This is a genomic window from Vibrio echinoideorum (assembly GCF_024347455.1).
Classification (GTDB): domain Bacteria; phylum Pseudomonadota; class Gammaproteobacteria; order Enterobacterales; family Vibrionaceae; genus Vibrio; species Vibrio echinoideorum.
Window position 1 is genome coordinate 856,800 of sequence record NZ_AP025483.1, and the last position, 18,535, is coordinate 875,334.

The window sequence follows — 18,535 nt, forward strand, 5'->3', positions numbered from 1 at the left end:
AATGAAAGTTGTTGAAGTGAAACACCCGCTAGTAAAACATAAAATTGGCCTGATGCGTGAAGGTGACATTAGCACTAAGCGTTTTCGTGAGCTAGCGACAGAAGTGGGTAGCCTTCTAACATACGAAGCGACATCAGACTTTGAAACTGAGCGTGTAACTATTAATGGTTGGAACGGTCCAGTAGAAGTTGACCAAATTAAGGGTAAAAAAGTAACAGTAGTGCCAATTCTACGTGCTGGTTTAGGCATGATGGACGGTGTTCTAGAGCACATCCCAAGTGCGCGTATCAGCGTCGTGGGTATCTACCGTGACGAAGAAACGCTTGAACCAGTACCATACTTCAACAAGCTTGCATCTAACATCGACGAGCGTATTGCTCTCGTTGTAGACCCAATGCTTGCGACGGGTGGTTCTATGATTGCTACTATCGATCTTATGAAAGAGAAAGGTTGTAAGCACTTTAAGATTCTTGTGCTTGTTGCTGCGCCTGAAGGTATTGCTGCTCTAGAAAAAGCGCACCCAGACGTTGAGCTATACACGGCTGCAATCGATGAGAAGCTAAACGACAAGGGCTACATTGTTCCTGGTCTTGGCGATGCTGGTGATAAGATCTTCGGTACTAAGTAATTAGGTTTCGGTTTAAGTTCATTTAAATAGTGATTTAAACTTTACCTGCTTAATTAGCCGTATAAATAAAAGGGAGAGCATTCGATGCTCTCCCTTTTTTGATCTTGTTAGGTTGTGATTCTTTTGAATCCAGCCTTATCGATAAATTAATCGATTTGAGCTTTGTCTACTACGGTGTTGTCGCCTAATTCTTCAGGAAGGACTAGGTTAAGTAGAATCGCTACGATACCGCACAAGCTTACGCCTTGTAGGCTAAAGTCGCCGATGCCAAATGCCATGCCGCCGATACCGAAGACCAACGTAATACCCACAATCACAAGGTTGCGTGATTTGTGTAGGTCAACTTTATTCTGAATTAGCGTGTTTAAGCCTACCGTTGCGATTGAACCAAACAGTAGAATCATGATACCGCCCATTACAGGAACTGGGATCGTTTGAAGTAGTGCGCCTAGCTTACCAACCAATGCTAAAACAATGGCTGTTACCGCAGCCCAAGTCATGATCACAGGGTTGAATGCTTTAGTCAGCATTACAGCACCTGTTACTTCACTGTAAGTTGTATTGGGTGGCGCACCCAGCATAGAAGCTGCAATCGTTGCTACACCGTCGCCAGCAATAGTGCGGTGTAAACCTGGTTTCTTAAGGTAGTCTTTACCGGTTACGTTAGAGATAGCAAGCATATCGCCCACGTGCTCAACGGCTGGCGCAATTGCAACAAACACCATAAAGAAGATAGCGTTGATGTTGAATTCTGGTGCAGTGAAGTTTGGTAGTGCTAACCAAGCTGCTTGAGCTACGGGGGTAAAATCAACTACGCCGTATACCAAGCTCGTTACATAACCCGCTACAATGCCACCAAAGATTGGTAATAGTTTAAGGAAGCCTTTCGAGAATACACTGATGACAATAGTCACTAGTAATGAAATAGACGAGATCCATAACGCTGCGTCTGCATCGATAAGTTGAACCGCACCATCGCCAGTTTTACCTAGCGCCATGTTTACCGCAACAGGTGCAAGGCCTAAACCGATCACCATAATCACAGGGCCAACCACGACGGGTGGAAGCAGTTTATGGATGAAGGCTACACCACGCACTTTAATCAATACACCCATTAACACATACACAACACCTGCTGCCATTAGGCCGCCCATGGTTGCACCTACACCCCAAGTTTGAATACCAAACATGATAGGCGCGATGAATGCAAAAGAAGACGCTAAGAAGATTGGCACTGAACGGCGTGTAATAAGTTGAAATAAAAGGGTACCGATACCCGCGCCAAAGAGTGCAACGTTGGGATCGAGCCCAGTCAGTAGCGGCACTAATACAAGTGCACCAAAAGCTACAAACAGCATTTGCGCACCTTGCAGAGCATTCTTCATGTTATGTCCTTAAAAATGGTCGTTATATGAAAAGTGAAAAATAAAATTCGCGGGATTCTATCACTTAGCAATCGATTGCCACACCAAATAGATCAAATTTATTTATCTTAGTGATGTTTTATCTCTTTCAAAGCAAGAAAAATTCAGTTTTGAAGTGAACGAATTATCATGGCTAGGTGATATTTTGTGGTTATTAAACACAGTGAGCGCTATCGACCTTGCCCCACAATCCATAGTTGCTTATCATCTAGGCACAAGATTTGAATATTAGGATCAGTATGCGCTACATAGCATTGTTGTTAATGGCACTATTAGCCTCTCCGAGTTATGCATTAACTCAAGTAGATATCTTTAGTGCTGAAGTTGCGATTAACGCTGAAAACAAACAGCCAGAACAAGTGGCAAGAAATACCGGTATGGAACAGGTGTTGATTCGAGCGACTGGCCAAACCGATGTTGCTTCGAATGAAACCATTCAAAAGGCGATGCGTAAAAGTTCGCAGTACATGTCTCAAATGAGTTTTGGTGAAAGCAATGACCAAGCAACATTGCGCATGCGTTTTAACGGTGCTCAAATCCGTTCTCTATTGACCCAAGCACAATTACCGTACTGGCCTGATACTCGTTCAAACATTCTTGTTTGGCTGGTAGAAGAGGATAACTACGACAAGAATATAGTATGGGAACACTCTAACTCTCAGTTGGCTTCTGGCTTACAAGCGAATGCAAAAGAGCGAGGTTTACCACTGACACTACCTGTTGGGGATTTTGACGATATTACGGGTATTGCGACGTCTGATTTGTGGGGCAGCTTCGTCACGCCAATCAGCAAAGCGAGTCAACGTTACCCTGTTGATGCCGTATTGGTGATAAAAGCTCAATCTTCAGGATTGCGTTGGACTTTGTATGATCAAAAGCCAAGTCAATTGACGAGTGCACCAACATCACCAGTAAGTGGTTCTTTATCGGGTAACAGCGCGACGACTTCTAAGAAGTTAGTTGACCAAATCAGTAACTACTACGCAGGTAAGAGTGCTGTCACTGTAGCCAGTGAATCATCAGAGTCTATTTTAACGCAGTTTATTAGCCTGAATAACGCTCAGGACTTCTTCAAACTGGAGAATTCACTTAAGCGTCTAAATTCAGTTGCAAGCTTAGATATTCTGAAGATTCAAAATAATGAAGTTACGTTCCGAATTCACTTATTGTCGACTCAACAAGAGTTTGAGCAAGAGGTTGAAAGCATTCGTCAAATAGCGAAGGTTGAAGAGTCTTACATTGAACCTGAAGTGAGCCCTGAATTTGAAACGCAAGACAACACCATGTCTGTAGGCGATGATTCAGCAGCTGCTACTGATGCGACAGTGAACAATGACGCAGAAGCGACGGCTAACGAAGCGGACTCAAGTATTCAAGTCATCAAAGGTAGCGAGTTATCAACTGAAGCGGATGTTGAGCTAACGAACACGTCTGACGTAACGCTAGAAGAATCTGACGCTGTAGAACTAACAGCTACTGCACCAGTGCATGCTAAGCCAAGCTTAGTATACGAATGGGTTCGCTAGTGATTGTCTTCTGACATGACCGATTGAAATGAATTTATGAAAAAAAGCCCTGCTAGAGTAATCTCGCAGGGCTTTTTGTTTATTGTCACTATTTTCTATTGGTACTAGCTCAGGACAACCTAATCTAGGTTACTGTTCGAACTTAGCTTTCTCTTTCCTTTCTACTTCAGAAAGGCGCTTAAGCTTGATACCCAACTCTTTGGCACGAAAGCGGGTAAATAAAATATTACCTGCGAAGCCTAGTGTTGTTAGTAGCAGTTCTACTGCCGCCAGAAGGCGTTCGCCACCGTCTACATACAAGATAGTTAAGGCGTGCAGGAAATAGAGCATTAAGACGAAGTTTGCCCAAGCATGCGTATAGGGTTTGCCCGCTAAAATCCCCGGTAATGGCAATAAAAGAGGAACAGCCCAAGCAATCGCAAGCGTTACATTACTTAGATGAGGGTGCGGCGAAAGTGTCATCTGCCAAGCAACCACCCACAGTAAAAGCAACAAGTTGCCCGCCAATGCAAGGTAGCGAAACAGCTTAGTTTTGGGAGACATCGCCTTCTCTGGCATATACATCATTGAGAGATTCCTTTCTGGTTTATAGCGATGCGCGCTAGCCGTTTACCTAGGTTTTGCGCCAACTCAATTTCTTCTTTGCTTAATGAAGCACTCTCTCCAGTACTGCTTGCACCATAAGGTGTGCCACCGGTTTGAGTGGTATGCAGCGCCGGCTCGGAATAAGGGATTCCCACCACTAGCATGCCATGGTGAAGCAGTGGCAACATCATGCTTTGCTGTGTGGTTTCTTGGCCGCCATGCAGCGATGAAGAAGAGGTAAATACACAAGCTGGCTTATCGATCAGATCACCATTGATCCAAAGTGATGTAGTGCTATCCCAAAAGTGCTTCATAGGCCCAGCCATGTTGCCAAACCAAACTGGGCTTCCTAGCGCTAAGCTATCGCAACATCGAAGTTCTTGTAACGTCGCAATAGGATCGGTTGGTTGATAACGCGAGTCAGGCTGTTCTTCTACCGTGTACACGTCGTTCACCGTTCTTAGCATGGCTTCGCAGTTCGGGATGGATTCAACCCCTCGTGCAATTTGTCTTGCTAGAGCCTGAGTGTTGCCGTGGCGACTGTAGTAGAGAACAAGAATGTTAATGCTCATATTGGCTTACAGGATCTCTAATACTTGCTCTGGTGGACGACCAATCTTTGCTTTGTTGTTAGCAACAACAACTGGGCGTTCAAACAGTTTTGGATTAGTAGCCATTGCTGAGAAAAGATCCTCATCAGTCACCGATGCATCGCCAAGGTTTGCGTCTTTGTAATCCGCTTCTTTGGTGCGCATCATGTCTCGAACGCTGTCAAAACCTAGTTGAGAGAAAAGTACTTTAAGTTGCTCAACAGTGAGTGGAGTGTGTAGGTACTTGATAACCTCTGGCTGTACGCCGTTTGCTTCAAGTAGTTCTAGGGTTTGACGGCTTTTTGAGCAGCGTGGGTTATGGTAAATCACGACAGACATGGTTCTTCCTCATTATTATTTTTTATTTAAATTTTTAGTTGAAGCCATCCGAGTGGCTTTTCCACTGTTTAATGTTGAGCTTTCTTTCTTATTTCAATGACAGAGTTACTGCTAGCAAATAGATTTATTGCAGCGACAAGAAACGCTCGCGCTGAATCATTAACTGATCAATTCGTGCGTCGTAACGTGCTTGTTTCAGGCTGCCTAGTTCTGCGATTTGACTAGCCTGCGTATAGTACTGAATCGCTTTGTTCCAATTGGCTTGCAGTGCCAAGATTTCTGCGCGAGCGGCAAGATCTTCGTCGCTATTACCAAGGCTAGTATTTACCTTTGAAAGTAGGTGCCAGCCATTGGTGTCGTTCGGGTTATCGTGTGTGTAACGTTGCAACACGCGAACGGCTTCTTGTAGATCTTCGTTTTCAATCAGTGCGTTGGCGTAGTTGATGGTCAGTACCGAGTTATTTGGTTGACGACTCAGTGCAGACTTTAGTTCTTTAATCGCAATTTCAGGTTGTTTCTGTTCAATGTGCAGATCCGAAATCGCATCCAAATAAAACAGATTGGTCGGGTCGCTATTGATGAGCTTGGTCAGAATAGGTTCTGCTTTATCCAGTTTTTTGGAATCTAGGTAAACCAACGCCTGGCCATACTCTAGTGATGGTACTAGTGCTTTAGGTGCTTTCTTTAGTTGGCGTGCAAACCAGTCGAGAGCAGCATCGTTATTAATGCCGGCATACCGCGCGACAATGCGGGCTCTCGCTAGGTGGTAGTCTAGCGAAGGTGCCAGTTTAAGTGGCGGATAGCTACGAGCACGAGCACGTGAATCTGTGATTCGATCTTCTGGTAATGGGTGAGTGAGCAGCATTGGTGGTGGTGTGCTGGCATAACGGTATTCATCAGCTAGGCGACCGAAGAAGCGTGGCATGGCATTCACATCAAATCCTGCCTTTGCAAGGGTGTTGATGCCAAAGCGATCCGCTTCTTTTTCATTGCTACGAGTGTAGTTGATCTGGCTCTGCATGTTACCTGCGGTTGTGGCCGTTAGAGCTGCAATACCGGCTTCAGGTGCTGCAATAGCCAATAATACAGAGGCCGCTAGCGCTGCGATGGTCGCTGGAGAACGACGCGCTTGATCTTCCATACTACGCGCTAAGTGACGCTGCGTAACGTGTGCGATTTCGTGCGCCAATACCGAAGCCAGTTCACTTTCAGATTGTGCATGGAGGAAGAGTCCTGAGTGCAACGCAACATAACCACCAAAGAAAGCGAAGGCGTTGATATTGCGGTCTCGAATCATAAAGAACTGAAAGGGGGTCTTTACGTCGTTGGCATTCGCCACAAGGCGATGGCCAAGTGTATCAATATACTGGTTTAATACAGGGTCGTTAACGATGGGCTGGCTGCTTCTAATGATGCGCATATAGGCATCACCATAGATAAGTTCTTGGTCGATAGTGAGTGTGCCGCCAGCAGCGGTTCCGATATCCGGTAGCTCCAAACCATTGGTGTTTGCCAAGGTTGGGGTACTTAATGTAGCTGCGATGCATAAGCAAGCAATTGAACGAGCGCGTTTAAACATATTAGTCAGTAATACTCCGTTTCTTCTGACAGTAAGACAAGTGCAATGCAAATTGGTTCTTGATCTGATTTAACCTTTGCCAAGTACGTGCGCTATCATAAAGGAAGATGAATGAATGATGGCGCGTTTTGAAAAACAGATTACAATACGACCCTTATAATAAGCATCGAGCTCCAGAATGACACCTAATATTCTAGATTTACGCCAAGAGCGATGTCCAATGGCATTATTATTAGCCAAGCGTCACAGTGTAAAGTTAGAAGTAGGGCAATCATTGTCAATTTATGTCTCTGACCACAGCTCGATGAAAGATATTGTTAGTTTTTTGTCTAAGCAAGCTTACGTCGTCGTTATAGATGCTTGTTCTAGTTATCATCACCTCCTCGTCACTAAAAAGGAATTGCAGTCAGATGCTTGAAATGGTCAATCGTTGGTATAAACGACGTTTCTCTGATCCCGATGCTGTCAGTTTGGTTGCCATCATTCTCTTCGGCTTTATTACGATCTATTTCTTCGGTCATTTAATTGCGCCACTCTTGGTTGCGATTGTATTGGCGTATTTATTAGAGTGGCCCGTTACCCAACTTCAACGACTTGGTGTGCCAAGAACGCCTTCGGTGATGTTGGTTATCATGATGTTCTTTAGCCTGATGTTGTTTGCGTTGTTTGGTTTAGTACCAACGATTTGGGAACAAGTGGGTAACCTTATTAATGACATTCCGAGTATGTACGGGAGTTTGCAAAAATTCATTGCGACGATTCCAGATCGTTACCCAGAATTAGCTAATCTACAGATTGTTGAATCGGTGATGTCGAACGCGAAAAACAAAGCTCTAGGCTTTGGTGAAAGTGTTGTTAAAGGTTCTTTAGCTTCATTAGTGAGTTTGGCTACGCTTGCGGTTTATCTGATTCTTGTACCTCTGCTGATCTTCTTCTTACTGAAAGATAAAGAAGAGATGATCAACATGGCGAGTGGCGTACTACCAAAGAACCGACGTTTAGCGACTAAGGTTTGGGTTGAGATGAACCAACAAATCTCTAACTACATTCGCGGTAAAGTGTTAGAGATTCTAATCGTCGGTGGTGTCAGCTACGTGACCTTCGCGATTCTGGATTTACGTTATTCTGCATTGCTGGCTGTAGCGGTTGGTTTCTCGGTGTTGATCCCGTATATCGGTGCTGCTGCGGTGACTGTACCTGTCGCCATTGTGGGCTTGTTCCAATGGGGGCTTGAGCCTCAATTCTACTGGCTACTAGTTTCATACGGCATAATTCAAGCGCTAGATGGCAACGTGTTAGTGCCTGTTCTGTTCTCTGAAGCGGTGAACCTTCATCCTGTCGCAATTATTGTTGCGGTATTAGTCTTTGGTGGATTGTGGGGATTCTGGGGCGTATTCTTTGCCATCCCACTTGCGACCTTAGTGAAAGCGGTTTGGAATGCTTTGCCAAGCCACGCACTAGACGATGACCTCGAACATCAATCGTAGCCATGAAGCGTAGGCCTGCACACCAATAGCAATTGAACTTGCTATCAATTTGAATAATTAAAAAAAGGCCGAATATCCATGATATTCGGCCTTTTGCATTTGTTTTAATTAGTCGTGAATTTAAACAATCAACTCACCAACATCGATATTAAGCGTCTTGATTAAAGTAATCTAGAACCACTTCGTGGTGAGTTTTAGTCTTGAACTTGTTGAAAACGTGTTCAATTTGACCTTCTTCATCGATCAGGAAGCTAATACGGTGTAGACCGTCATAGACTTTGCCCATGAATTTTTTCTCACCCCAAACCCCAAACTGTTCAGCAACGCTGTGGTCTTCATCAGATAGCAGTGTGAAGTTCAGAGATTTCTTCTCAACGAAGTTTGGTAGGCGTTTTACTGGATCAACACTTACACCCAAAACGACAACGTTAAGATCGTCAAGTTGTGCCTTGATATCACGCAGGCCTTCAGCTTGTACAATACAACCAGGGGTCATTGCTTTTGGGTAAAAGTAGAAAAGTACCTTTTTACCTTTGAAGTCATCAAGAGATACGATATTGCCATCTTGATCGGGAAGAGAAAAAGCAGGTGCTGGAACACCAGCTGTCAGCGTATTCATGACATTTCCTTTTTAAAGACTGTTTTTAATAAAATTGAGCGAGCCTTGGACTGATAGGCTCTGACACAGCGAATTGAATTCTTCTTGTAGCTGCATCAAGTTACATTCTGATTGCACAGAAGCGGTAATAGAGATATGGAATTGGTCGTTATCGAGCTGAACCTTGGACTTATTGATGGTTTGTGCGCTCAGTGAGTTGAGGCCGATGTTACGGTCGGCAAAGAACTGAGTGAACTGTTCGGTAAGGCCGATTTTATCGTCTGACTCAACGAATACCTCTGCAGTGTAGGAGTTCTCAATAACATCATGAGTTGAGGTTCGCTTCATTATTGTAATCAAGTCGTGCTCTTGGCCAAGCAAGGGCAGAGTTGTTTCAACGCGGGTGATGTTGTTTGCCTTTCCAGACAGCAGCATGATAAGCGTAAATTCTTCGCCAAATAGGGCGATACGGCTATCAATAATGTTACAGCCTGATTGGGTGACTAAATGTACCACTTGGTTACAAACACCTGGGCGATCAGTTCCCACAGCTGTGATTACTAGATGTTGAGTCATAAAATCACGTCTCTATATATTCCATTGATGCATGCATGTTAGCACAGTTAGAACGAGGAATAAGCGTGTGAACGGGGCTTTTTATGAGGCGCTTCGCTTCTAATGCGCCGTAAATGATAGGAATATCTAGAGCGTGAAAAACAAGAAATTGAAGATAGGGCACAGCTTACTTGCTACTGACATCTAGCAATGCGGTATCCGCTAGATTGAACGCAGGTTACCCAAATTTTAGGTCGAACGCTGTTATAAGTCGTTTTACCTCAAACATACGACAATATTTAATGCAGATGTTGCCAGTAAGCCACTTTAATGTCTTGTGTTTATTGATTGGCTTACAGTAACATGCAAAAAGAATAAATTAAGGGAGATAGACATGTTTTCAGGAAGTATCGTTGCGCTAGTTACGCCATTTAATACAGATGGTGAAGTGGATTTCGACAGCCTTAAAAAGCTAGTTGAGTACCATGTTGCTGCAGGTAGTGATGGTCTGGTTGCGGTTGGCACAACTGGTGAGTCTTCAACACTCACTATTGAAGAGCATGTCAAAGTCGTCAATAAGATCGTTGAATTTGCAGATGGTCGTATCCCTGTAATCGCAGGTACTGGCGCGAACGCAACTCACGAGTCAGTGTTATTCAGCCGTTTATTAAATGGTTCTGGTATTGCTGGTTGCTTGAGCGTAACGCCTTACTACAACAAGCCGACTCAAGAAGGTTTGTACCAACACTACAAAGCAATTGCTGAAGTAAGCGACGTTCCACAGATTCTATATAATGTACCGGGTCGTACTGCTGTTGACTTGTTACCAGAAACAGTTGCTCGCCTTGCTAAGATTGAAAACATCGTTGCACTGAAAGATGCGACGGGTGATCTCGACAGAATTGCAATTCACCGTGAACTTTGTGGCGAAGATTTTATCTTACTAAGTGGTGATGACTTAACAGGCCTAGAATTTGTTAAGCGTGGTGGCGATGGTGTGATATCTGTAACGAACAATGTTGCAGCTGCTGATATGGCGACCATGTTTAAGCTAGCGAAAGAAGGTAAGTTTGAAGAAGCTGAAGCGATCAATGAGCGCTTGATGCCTCTACATAAGAACTTGTTCGTTGAGTCTAACCCTATTCCCGTAAAGTGGGCGGTTCACAAAATGGGTCTGATTGCTGAAGGTGGCTTACGTCTACCGCTGATTGAATTGTCAGAACCAGCTCGACCTGTTGTTGCTCAAGCAATGACTGAAGCGTGCATTTACTAAAAACGTATGAAGTGATGCCGAAGCGAACCTTCGGCATTTAGGAGTGTAAATGAAGTATTCTCACCAGCTAGTGATTGGATCACTGGCTGTTTTCGTTCTTACAGCATGTTCTGGCAGCCCGACTCAACGTCGCCAAGCCAAAGATGATTTCGAATACTTAGAAACACCTGAGTTTTCACAATGGCAATTGCCTGAAGATGCTCAACCTCAGTTTTACCCAAACTTTGATATCCCAAGTGGTGAGTTTAGCGGTGGTACAGGTCGTGAGGTGGATATTCGTCCACCTCAACAGGTGCTTGAACTGATCCCTGGGGCTCGTGCTGAGCGTCAAAATGGTGAAGTGACTCTGTGGCTCCTTCGTGCAGAAGAAGCCGATCGAGTGTGGCAAACTGCTGTAGATATGTTGGCTCAGCGTGGTATTGGCATTCGTGAGCAATCAGAGAATGATATTGAGACCGACTGGGTTACTTGGGTTTCTGAAGACGAAGAAGTAGAGATTGGCAGCCGTTATTCTCTCTCTCGTTTCCAAGCGAACAACCGCCATGGTTTCAAAATTAACCTTATTGATTGGCGTGAAGGTTCTGAAGAGAAACCTGTATCGGCAACCAATAAAGAGCGTTACAACGCGTTCTTAACTAACTTAGTCATGGCCAAGTACGATGAGAACCTTCGTGCTGAAGCGGCGTTGAAAGCGCAAGAATTGGTGAAACGCATTCCAATTTCAATGGGTGCGGATCGCAGTGGCTTCCCTGTGATCATTGCTCGTACTCCATACAATGTATTGTGGCAGCGTTTGCCTACCTTGCTACCGACGATGGGCTTTGAGCTTGAAGAGCGTAACCAGTCTCAAGGTACTGTAAAAGCTAAGTATGCAGCGCCAGATGATGAATTCTGGGAAACAATTGGCCTACAACCCATTGATTTGGCTCCAGGTACTTACACCTTCTTGTTTGGTGACCTTGGCAACCGTACGTCAATTAACGTAACGGATGCATCAGGTAAACCAGTAGAAGAAGCGTTACTTAAGTCTATGGTACCGGTATTGGCACATGTTGCTGACCAAACCAAAGATGACAAAGAAGCTGATGCAGAGTAAGTAAAACTGAGTGAGCATAGCTGAAAAACCACAGAGTAAGTCATATCAGCCCTGTGGTTAGCTAAAGCCAATAAAAAAGAGGACACATTGTGTCCTCTTTTTTGTATTCGTTGATTAGTCATCAGCGGATTATTAGCAAATTAGATTGACTCCTTAGAGCTACAAAATTAAGCGTCTTTGTTGTCCGTAGACTCATCTTTTTGAGCTTTCTCTTGGTTCTGTTTATCCAATTGATTGAGCTTGTCTAAGTCTTTCTCTGTTTTGTTACGACCTGTCAGATCCATATTCGCGGTTTGTTTAAGAGCGGCAATGTTACCCACCACAACGCTAACCACTATGATGATGATAACCCAAGGGTTTGTAAGCCACTCCAACATAAGCGCTCCTAATGACTGATATTCGCTACGAAGCGCGCGTAGATCTCGTCTAGCTGCTCCACAATAATCTCATACCCTAATATTGGCTTAGATTGCAGTTGCTTGCCAAGTAAAGTGGGAGATAACTGTGATAAACACGACTGTGAAACTTTACGGTGGCTAATATGCCACGGTTCTATTGCAACACCACCAAGGTCTTGGCTGTACGGAAAGAAGAACCCAAATTGCGAAGCATGAACAGATAGCCATTGGTAAAACGCCTGCTGGTGGCCAGTAAGGTATTCCCATGGTTCTAATTGAAGCTGTGTGCCTTCAGGTAAGTGATTACGAGCAAAGACATCAAAGTCACAACCCCAATGGTGACGACTCGCCCCAGGAAGCGCAGACCACCTTAAGATAGCCGACAACTTTTGATGTTCACTGAGTCTTGAAGCATCAAGTGGCTGGCTTTCTGAGTCTAATATCGGTGCTTCACCAGAAAACTTACGGTTCCAAATCAGAGATTGCCTTTCATAGTCGCGAAAGCCACTGGCAACCTCCATTTTAAACCCAGCGACTTGAGCAGCTTCAATCAAACTGTTTAGGTCATCTTTAACATCACTGTGAACCAGAAATGTCTTGGTACCTATGAGGCTAGGTTCCAGATGAGAATCGGATTGTCCGGTAAGCTGCTCTGGTGTCATAACGCGTCTCTCAATAATTAGATGCTATGAATCGCTGATGAAAGAACTATTTAGCGAACAGGTTCACTAATGTTCTCTCATACATGTCGGTTAGCTTCTCTAAGTCAGCCACTTTCACGCATTCGTTAACCTTGTGAATGGTTGCATTCACAGGGCCGAGTTCGACGACTTGTCCTTTCATGCGTGCAATAAAGCGTCCGTCAGATGTACCACCTGTGGTCAGTAAGGCTGGTTTTACGTCGTTAACGTGACCAACGGCATCAACAATAGCATCAAGCAGTGAGCCTGCGTCTGTTAAGAACGGGTCGCCATTGAATGTCCATTTTAGGTCATATTCGAAATCGTACTTGTCGAGTATTGCTGTGATTCGTTCAACGATAATATCGTTATTTAGTTCTGTGCTAAAACGCAGGTTAAATTGAACATTAAACTCACCAGGAATTACATTCGAAGCTCCGGTTCCTGCACTTACATTTGGGATCTGGAAGCTCGTTGGCGGGAAGTAGTCATTACCTTTATCCCACTCAGTCGTTGCCAACTCATTGATTGCAAGCAGAGAGCTATGAATTGGGTTGTTTGCTAGATGAGGGTAAGCAACGTGGCCTTGTGTGCCTTTAATCGTTAGATCGCCAGTGATAGAACCACGACGGCCGTTCTTCACAACATCACCCACATACTCAGTGCTTGATGGTTCACCAACAATACACATGTCGATGTTCTCACCACGAGCCATCAATGCTTCAACAACACGTACTGTACCGTTGATGAAAGGGCCTTCTTCATCAGAAGTAATAAGGAAACCAATCGAGCCTGTGTGGTCAGGGTGTTTTGCAATGAACTGTTCAACAGCAACAACCATTGAAGCCAGAGAACCTTTCATGTCTGCTGCGCCGCGCCCGTGTAAGAAACCATCGACGATCGTCGGTTCGAATGGCTTGGTATCCCAAAGCTCAACAGGGCCTGCTGGCACGACGTCAGTGTGTCCAGCAAAAGCAAACAAAGGAGCTTCTGTACCACGACGAGCCCAAAAGTTAGTTGTATCTTCAAATACCATCACTTCGATTTCAAAGCCGAGTGCTTTTAAGCGTTCAATCATCAGGTCTTGGCAGCCGGCATCTTCAGGTGTTACTGATTGGCGGCTAATGAGGTCTTTTGCCAGAGCCAAAGTTGGGCTATCTGTCATCCTTGAATTCCTTGTTTAATAAAACGTCTAGTCAATAATTGTCAGGCGCTGCATTGAGAAGGTTCAACGCCTTGATATCTGTTTATTTAGTTAAATATGCGTGATCTAAGTAAATACGGCGATTTATGTAAATATCCCCTTTTACTCAAAGCCGCGATTTAAGCAAAAATAGCGGCGTATTGGTCGGCTTTGAAGCCAATATGAAGCTTGCCATCGACTTTCAAGATAGGGCGCTTAATCATTGCTGGCTGTTCAATCAGTAAAGTCATGGCTTTTTCTTCCGTTAGCGTATCTTTTTGTTCTTGAGAAAGTTGGCGATAAGTCGTACCACGTTTGTTTAGCACAAGTTCCCAACCAAGCTCTGAACAGAAGGCAGTAACCAACTCTTCATTGATGCCTTGTTTACGATAGTCGTGGAATTCAAACTCGATGCCTTCCGCTTCCAACCATTTCTTCGCTTTTTTGATGGTGTCGCAGTTTGGGATACCGAACATAGTGATAGTCATTATTCTTCCTTTGGGTGATTTTATTTCATTGTTATGAGTTGAATCCTATCAGGAAGCAGCAACTCAGACAAAATAGAGTGAGGAATATTTCATAGAGTGAAAAAAAACAGTAAGAAAATGTCACTATTGGAGACTTATTGATCAGCCTCAACATGTTGTCAGCGAAAAAAGAAATAATTGAGCTGCACATATATAGGAGGTGTCAATGGAGTTGAGTCCTGTTTTTGCAAGGCGGCTATATTTAGCATTGTTAGTGGAAAGCCTTGATAGGCCAAATGTGCCTAAACTCATCGAAAAAACGGGTTGGCCTCGTCGTACGATTCAAGATGTACTCAAGGCGTTACCGGGGATCGGTATCGAACTTATGTTTGTTCAAGATGGGCGACGTCATAATGATGGTTATTACCAGTTATCCGACTGGGGGCCATTTGATAGTCAATGGGTTATCGAACGTAAAGGCGATATAGCAACAAGCCTTGGATTTAGTGCATAAGCCAGCGAAAGCTGGCTTTCTTTTGGGCGTCGTAAAATCAGAGCATGCAGATATGCCAATTTACTTACCTGTTTATTTGCTTATTTGTTTATCTGCTTACTCACACAGATAGGCTGTGCCAAGCATAGTGACAGAAGTGCTAAAGTCTTGGGGAAGTGTAAATATCACCGTATCTGCGCCTAGTTCAATCGTATTCGATTTGAGTTCATTCATGGCGCCCTGAATCAGGGTGTCGTTCGGGTAAAATAGGTAACTATACCAGTGGCCTTCGCTGCCCGTGACTTCCCCTTTATACTCGCACTGATCAATATTGATAAGGCCGTGGAAATCCATCTGCACTTTGTCCGCTTCATTGTGAGGGGCTGAAGTCGGCGTAGTGCATCCCAAAAGAGACCCACTCATAGCCAAAGCAACCAATTCCTTTTTCATACGTTTATCCTGCTATCTCATCAAATAAATTGCGAAGCCCACCCAACTTGCAATCAATAGCAACCACGGTAATTTATTCGAGTGATTTGATGATGGCTCAACAGTTGGCAAGACATCATGATCTTGGTCTTGGGTAACTTGTTGAGTCAGTTTATCTTTCTGCACACGCTTCTTAGCTTTGTCTGCTTGGCGACTGCGTTCTTTTTGTTGTTTTTTATAGAGAGCGATGCCCTTTTCGATACCTTGAGCGATCAGCTTAGTTTGTTCTTTGGTTTGAGCTGGCTTTTGAGTCGCTTTGGCTATCTTCAGTGCTTCTTGTTGAGATTCAACAGACGGCGTATTAGTTTTCTTTTTCATGCTGAGTTCGATAATTAAAACGGATTAGCTAATAAGATAACGCAAACCTAGTTAAGTATGAATGATTTGCGTTAAAGTGTTGGTTTGAAGATAAGTTAAAGTGAGATTTGTGCGGTACTCCATAGAACAATACGATAAGAACGGTTTTTTGAAAGCCCCAATCTTATTATGGTTGGGTTGGTTATTTTTGGCGAAAGCTCTAGTCGTTTTCATTGTTGCTGGAGCGAGCAGAGAGTCGGGAACCGATATCCTCGAAATTATTTATCCAGATCATTACATGTTCTATGTTGGGATTGCATTGAGCATTCCTAGTCTACTTGTTATGTGGTTGTTTGGACTAAGATCTCCAGATAGAAAACGTCTGAATAAAGTCGTGTCTTGGGGGCGCTGGGTCACCATGACAGCCATCTTGGCACAAGGAACTCATACACTGTATTTGATCTATTTGGACAACGGATGGTTTCGTTGGTCGAATGGGGTAACTTTATTGTTGCTCTTATGGTTAGCACTTTACCTAACCAATAGTCATACCGCCAAAGATTGCTTTAAAGTGGTCGAGCACGAAGACTGATTCTCATCAAAACATTTATCCCGTTCACAATTATACTTAGAAGCTTAAAAATGAAAGGATTAATCTATGCTTAACATCTCAAATGAGCAGTCTCAAATTCAAAGCGCTATTTTGCCAGAAGTTGGGCCTTTCGCTCTTTATGTTCAACTAAAAGTAAATGCTAACGCTGCAAACGTCTTAGCTGAACTTCAAAAGCTTCCGAACCTAATCGATGAGCTAAACCAAACTCAACCCGATGCGAACTTAACGTCATCGGTTGCGTTTTCAAAGGCATTTTGGGATAAGTTTGAGCAAGCAGCCCCGTCTGACCTAATTGATTTCCCTGCGCTTGGTGAAGGTGATGTTACGGCACCTAGCACATTGTCTGATGTTCTTATTCACTGTCATTCAAACCGACATGATCTACACTTCTTTATTCTGCGTAAATTGCTATCTGAAGTGGCAGCTGATGTTGAAGTGGTTGATGAAACCTACGGTTACCGCTTCCTAGACTCTCGTGACATGACGGACTTCGTAGATGGCACTGAGAACCCGAAAGATGCACAACGCGCCGAAGTAGCGATTGTTCCTGAGGGTGAGTTTGCTGGTGGTAGTTATGTGATGGTGCAGCGTTTTGTGCACAACCTGCCAGCTTGGAATCGATTGAATGTGTCGGCACAAGAGAAAGTGATTGGTCGAACTAAGCCTGATTCAATTGAACTTGATGATGTTCCTGCTGCGTCTCACGTAGGCCGTGTTGATATCAAAGAAGAAGGCAAGGGCCTTAAGATTGTTCGTCACAGCCTACCTTACGGCACAGCGACAGGCGATCACGGCTTATTGTTCATTGCTTACTGTAATGTTCGTCATAACTTTGATGCGATGTTAGAGAGCATGTACGGCGCAACAGATGGTAAAACAGACCAACTGCTTCGCTTTACTAAAGCAGTAACTGGCGCTTACTACTTTGCGCCCTCAACTGGCATGTTGAGTGTATTAACGATTAAGTAAATCGTCTTAAAGATAGTCAACAAAGGGAGCCTCAGGGCTCCTTTTTATTAAAGCTTTATATGTACTGGTCGATATAAGAGCAATCGTGAGTTTTATTCATCTTTTTGTAAGTGAAGGTCTATGGCTATAACTGTTAATACAAATGTCTCAGCGTTAGTGGCTCAGAGGAATCTTTCTAATGCCAATAACATGCTGAACCAATCTTTGGAGCGGCTAGCTTCAGGGAGTCGTATTAATAGTGCAAAAGATGATGCTGCCGGTTTACAAATCTCGAATCGATTAGAAGCACAGATGAGTGGTATTGATGTCGCCGTTCGAAATGCTAACGATGGCATCTCTATTATGCAGACTGCAGAAGGGGCGATGAATGAAACCACTAATATCATGCAACGCATGCGAGATTTGTCACTACAGGCGAGTAATGGTTCGAATAGCCAATCGGAAAGAACCGCTATTCAAGAAGAAGTGACCGCTTTAAATGACGAGTTGAATCGAATTGCAGAAACCACCTCATTCGGTGGGAAAAAGCTACTCAATGGCAGCTTTGGGCATACCTCGTTTCAAATCGGTGGTAGCTCTGGTGAAGCGGTGCAGATCGGCTTAAAAAGCATGCGTACTGACGACATCAACATGGGTGGTTTTAGCTATGTTGCCAACGGCATGGCAAGTGACTCATGGGAAGTGAAGTCTAACCAGAATGATATGACAATGTCGTTTACTGATCGTTTTGGTCAGCCACAAGAGATCACTATTAACGCGAAATCGGGTGATGATATTGAAGAGTTAGCGACTTACATTAATGGTCAAACGGACCTGGTCTCAGCTTCAGTTAATGATGAAGGTCAGCTTCAGATCTATATGTCTGGCGAAGACACGGCGGGCACGATCTCTTTCTCAGGTTCGTTAGCGAGTGAGCTTTCGATGTCGGCGGGTTCTTACGAATCAGTCGATGACATCAATGTGACCGATGTGGGAGGCGCGCAGCGTGCTGTCTCTATTTTGGATACAGCGATGAAGTATGTGGACAGTCATCGTTCCGAACTCGGCGCAATGCAAAACCGCTTTGACCATGCAATAAACAATCTTGAAAACGTTCATGAGAACTTGGCGACATCCAACAGCCGAATCAAAGATACCGACTACGCCAAAGAGACCACTCAAATGCTCAAACAGCAAATATTGCAGCAAGTGAGCACCACAATACTGGCTCAAGCCAAACAAGCGCCGAATCTTGCCTTAACCTTGTTAGGTTAATAAATCACTTCG

Annotated in this window: 23 protein-coding genes; 10 read left to right on the forward strand and 13 right to left on the reverse strand. The window is 44.1% G+C overall.

What is annotated here, in order from left to right:
- The first annotated feature begins 1 nt into the window (after window position 1).
- Entirely contained in the window at window positions 2–628 is a 627-nt protein-coding gene (gene upp, locus OCV36_RS04020) for a uracil phosphoribosyltransferase (RefSeq protein ID WP_004734318.1), read from the forward strand.
- A gap of 146 nt (window positions 629–774) precedes the next feature.
- On the opposite strand, the gene OCV36_RS04025 is transcribed toward upp, so the two are convergent.
- Window positions 775–2,013 carry a uracil-xanthine permease family protein gene (locus tag OCV36_RS04025; protein WP_017072639.1) on the reverse strand — a complete coding sequence of 413 codons (1,239 nt, stop codon included), beginning with the start codon at window positions 2,011–2,013 and terminating at the stop codon, window positions 775–777.
- A 278-nt stretch (window positions 2,014–2,291) separates the two neighbouring features.
- Between OCV36_RS04025 and OCV36_RS04030 the strand changes: the two genes are divergently transcribed.
- On the forward strand, window positions 2,292–3,578 hold the full coding sequence (locus OCV36_RS04030) for a DUF2066 domain-containing protein (protein ID WP_135456076.1): 1,287 nt from the start codon (window positions 2,292–2,294) through the stop codon (window positions 3,576–3,578).
- Window positions 3,579–3,707: 129 nt separating this feature from the next.
- Here the strand turns inward: OCV36_RS04030 and OCV36_RS04035 are convergent, their stop codons facing one another.
- The 4 genes from OCV36_RS04035 to bepA form a co-directional block, all read right to left on the reverse strand.
- Window positions 3,708–4,145: a DUF2069 domain-containing protein gene (locus tag OCV36_RS04035; RefSeq protein WP_135456078.1), complete on the reverse strand. Its 438-nt coding sequence runs from the start codon at window positions 4,143–4,145 to the stop codon at window positions 3,708–3,710.
- Complete coding sequence (gene wrbA / locus OCV36_RS04040; protein ID WP_135456080.1) at window positions 4,142–4,735, reverse strand: NAD(P)H:quinone oxidoreductase; 594 nt, start codon at window positions 4,733–4,735, stop codon at window positions 4,142–4,144. Before wrbA ends, OCV36_RS04035 begins: the two co-directional genes overlap by 4 nt.
- 6 nt (window positions 4,736–4,741) lie before the next feature.
- On the reverse strand, window positions 4,742–5,092 hold the full coding sequence (arsC, locus tag OCV36_RS04045; protein WP_135456082.1) for an arsenate reductase (glutaredoxin): 351 nt from the start codon (window positions 5,090–5,092) through the stop codon (window positions 4,742–4,744).
- A 124-nt stretch (window positions 5,093–5,216) separates the two neighbouring features.
- Window positions 5,217–6,671, reverse strand: a complete 1,455-nt coding sequence (gene bepA, locus OCV36_RS04050; protein ID WP_102553616.1) for a beta-barrel assembly-enhancing protease — start codon at window positions 6,669–6,671, stop codon at window positions 5,217–5,219.
- A gap of 178 nt (window positions 6,672–6,849) precedes the next feature.
- Here bepA and OCV36_RS04055 point away from each other — a divergent pair, with 178 nt between their 5' ends.
- Window positions 6,850–7,089: a sulfurtransferase TusA family protein gene (locus OCV36_RS04055; protein WP_017072634.1), complete on the forward strand. Its 240-nt coding sequence runs from the start codon at window positions 6,850–6,852 to the stop codon at window positions 7,087–7,089.
- Entirely contained in the window at window positions 7,082–8,158 is a 1,077-nt protein-coding gene (locus OCV36_RS04060; RefSeq protein WP_017072633.1) for an AI-2E family transporter, read from the forward strand. The genes OCV36_RS04055 and OCV36_RS04060 overlap by 8 nt, the downstream gene beginning before the upstream one ends.
- A 148-nt stretch (window positions 8,159–8,306) precedes the next feature.
- Here the strand turns inward: OCV36_RS04060 and bcp are convergent, their stop codons facing one another.
- Complete coding sequence (bcp, locus tag OCV36_RS04065; RefSeq protein WP_135456084.1) at window positions 8,307–8,777, reverse strand: thioredoxin-dependent thiol peroxidase; 471 nt, start codon at window positions 8,775–8,777, stop codon at window positions 8,307–8,309.
- 12 nt (window positions 8,778–8,789) lie between these two features.
- The gene (locus tag OCV36_RS04070) at window positions 8,790–9,332 is read right to left on the reverse strand and encodes a glycine cleavage system protein R (RefSeq protein WP_017073798.1); all 543 of its coding nucleotides are present in this window, start codon (window positions 9,330–9,332) and stop codon (window positions 8,790–8,792) included.
- 373 nt (window positions 9,333–9,705) lie between these two features.
- Between OCV36_RS04070 and dapA the strand changes: the two genes are divergently transcribed.
- Window positions 9,706–10,584 carry a 4-hydroxy-tetrahydrodipicolinate synthase gene (gene dapA, locus OCV36_RS04075; protein ID WP_135456086.1) on the forward strand — a complete coding sequence of 293 codons (879 nt, stop codon included), beginning with the start codon at window positions 9,706–9,708 and terminating at the stop codon, window positions 10,582–10,584.
- Between the two features lie 49 nt (window positions 10,585–10,633).
- Window positions 10,634–11,680: an outer membrane protein assembly factor BamC gene (gene bamC / locus OCV36_RS04080; RefSeq protein WP_135456088.1), complete on the forward strand. Its 1,047-nt coding sequence runs from the start codon at window positions 10,634–10,636 to the stop codon at window positions 11,678–11,680.
- 167 nt (window positions 11,681–11,847) lie between these two features.
- Here the strand turns inward: bamC and OCV36_RS04085 are convergent, their stop codons facing one another.
- The 4 genes from OCV36_RS04085 to OCV36_RS04100 all read right to left on the reverse strand — a co-directional run bounded on the left by OCV36_RS04085 (window position 11,848) and on the right by OCV36_RS04100 (window position 14,429).
- Window positions 11,848–12,057 carry a DUF2897 family protein gene (locus tag OCV36_RS04085; protein ID WP_004734277.1) on the reverse strand — a complete coding sequence of 70 codons (210 nt, stop codon included), beginning with the start codon at window positions 12,055–12,057 and terminating at the stop codon, window positions 11,848–11,850.
- Between the two features lie 8 nt (window positions 12,058–12,065).
- A complete protein-coding gene (locus OCV36_RS04090; protein ID WP_135456090.1) occupies window positions 12,066–12,740 on the reverse strand; it encodes a M15 family metallopeptidase in 675 nt (224 codons plus the stop codon).
- Window positions 12,741–12,786: 46 nt separating this feature from the next.
- Window positions 12,787–13,923, reverse strand: a complete 1,137-nt coding sequence (dapE, locus tag OCV36_RS04095) for a succinyl-diaminopimelate desuccinylase (protein WP_135456092.1) — start codon at window positions 13,921–13,923, stop codon at window positions 12,787–12,789.
- Between the two features lie 158 nt (window positions 13,924–14,081).
- The gene (locus OCV36_RS04100; protein WP_135456094.1) at window positions 14,082–14,429 is read right to left on the reverse strand and encodes an ArsC family reductase; all 348 of its coding nucleotides are present in this window, start codon (window positions 14,427–14,429) and stop codon (window positions 14,082–14,084) included.
- A gap of 205 nt (window positions 14,430–14,634) precedes the next feature.
- Between OCV36_RS04100 and OCV36_RS04105 the strand changes: the two genes are divergently transcribed.
- Window positions 14,635–14,922, forward strand: a complete 288-nt coding sequence (locus OCV36_RS04105) for a winged helix-turn-helix domain-containing protein (RefSeq protein WP_029223467.1) — start codon at window positions 14,635–14,637, stop codon at window positions 14,920–14,922.
- Window positions 14,923–15,018: 96 nt separating this feature from the next.
- Here OCV36_RS04105 and OCV36_RS04110 read toward each other — a convergent pair whose 3' ends face one another.
- Window positions 15,019–15,351 carry a DUF4156 domain-containing protein gene (locus OCV36_RS04110; protein ID WP_017073791.1) on the reverse strand — a complete coding sequence of 111 codons (333 nt, stop codon included), beginning with the start codon at window positions 15,349–15,351 and terminating at the stop codon, window positions 15,019–15,021.
- 12 nt (window positions 15,352–15,363) lie between these two features.
- Entirely contained in the window at window positions 15,364–15,708 is a 345-nt protein-coding gene (locus OCV36_RS04115) for a DUF2956 domain-containing protein (RefSeq protein WP_017073790.1), read from the reverse strand.
- 109 nt (window positions 15,709–15,817) lie between these two features.
- On the opposite strand from OCV36_RS04115, the gene OCV36_RS04120 reads away from it, so the two are divergent.
- The 3 genes from OCV36_RS04120 (at window position 15,818) to OCV36_RS04130 (ending at window position 18,523) form a co-directional block, all read left to right on the forward strand.
- Window positions 15,818–16,279 carry a DUF2919 domain-containing protein gene (locus tag OCV36_RS04120; protein WP_029224891.1) on the forward strand — a complete coding sequence of 154 codons (462 nt, stop codon included), beginning with the start codon at window positions 15,818–15,820 and terminating at the stop codon, window positions 16,277–16,279.
- 66 nt (window positions 16,280–16,345) lie between these two features.
- Window positions 16,346–17,269, forward strand: a complete 924-nt coding sequence (locus OCV36_RS04125; protein ID WP_135456096.1) for a Dyp-type peroxidase — start codon at window positions 16,346–16,348, stop codon at window positions 17,267–17,269.
- Window positions 17,270–17,389: 120 nt separating this feature from the next.
- Window positions 17,390–18,523: a flagellin gene (locus tag OCV36_RS04130; protein ID WP_017073787.1), complete on the forward strand. Its 1,134-nt coding sequence runs from the start codon at window positions 17,390–17,392 to the stop codon at window positions 18,521–18,523.
- The last annotated feature ends 12 nt before the right edge of the window (window positions 18,524–18,535 follow it).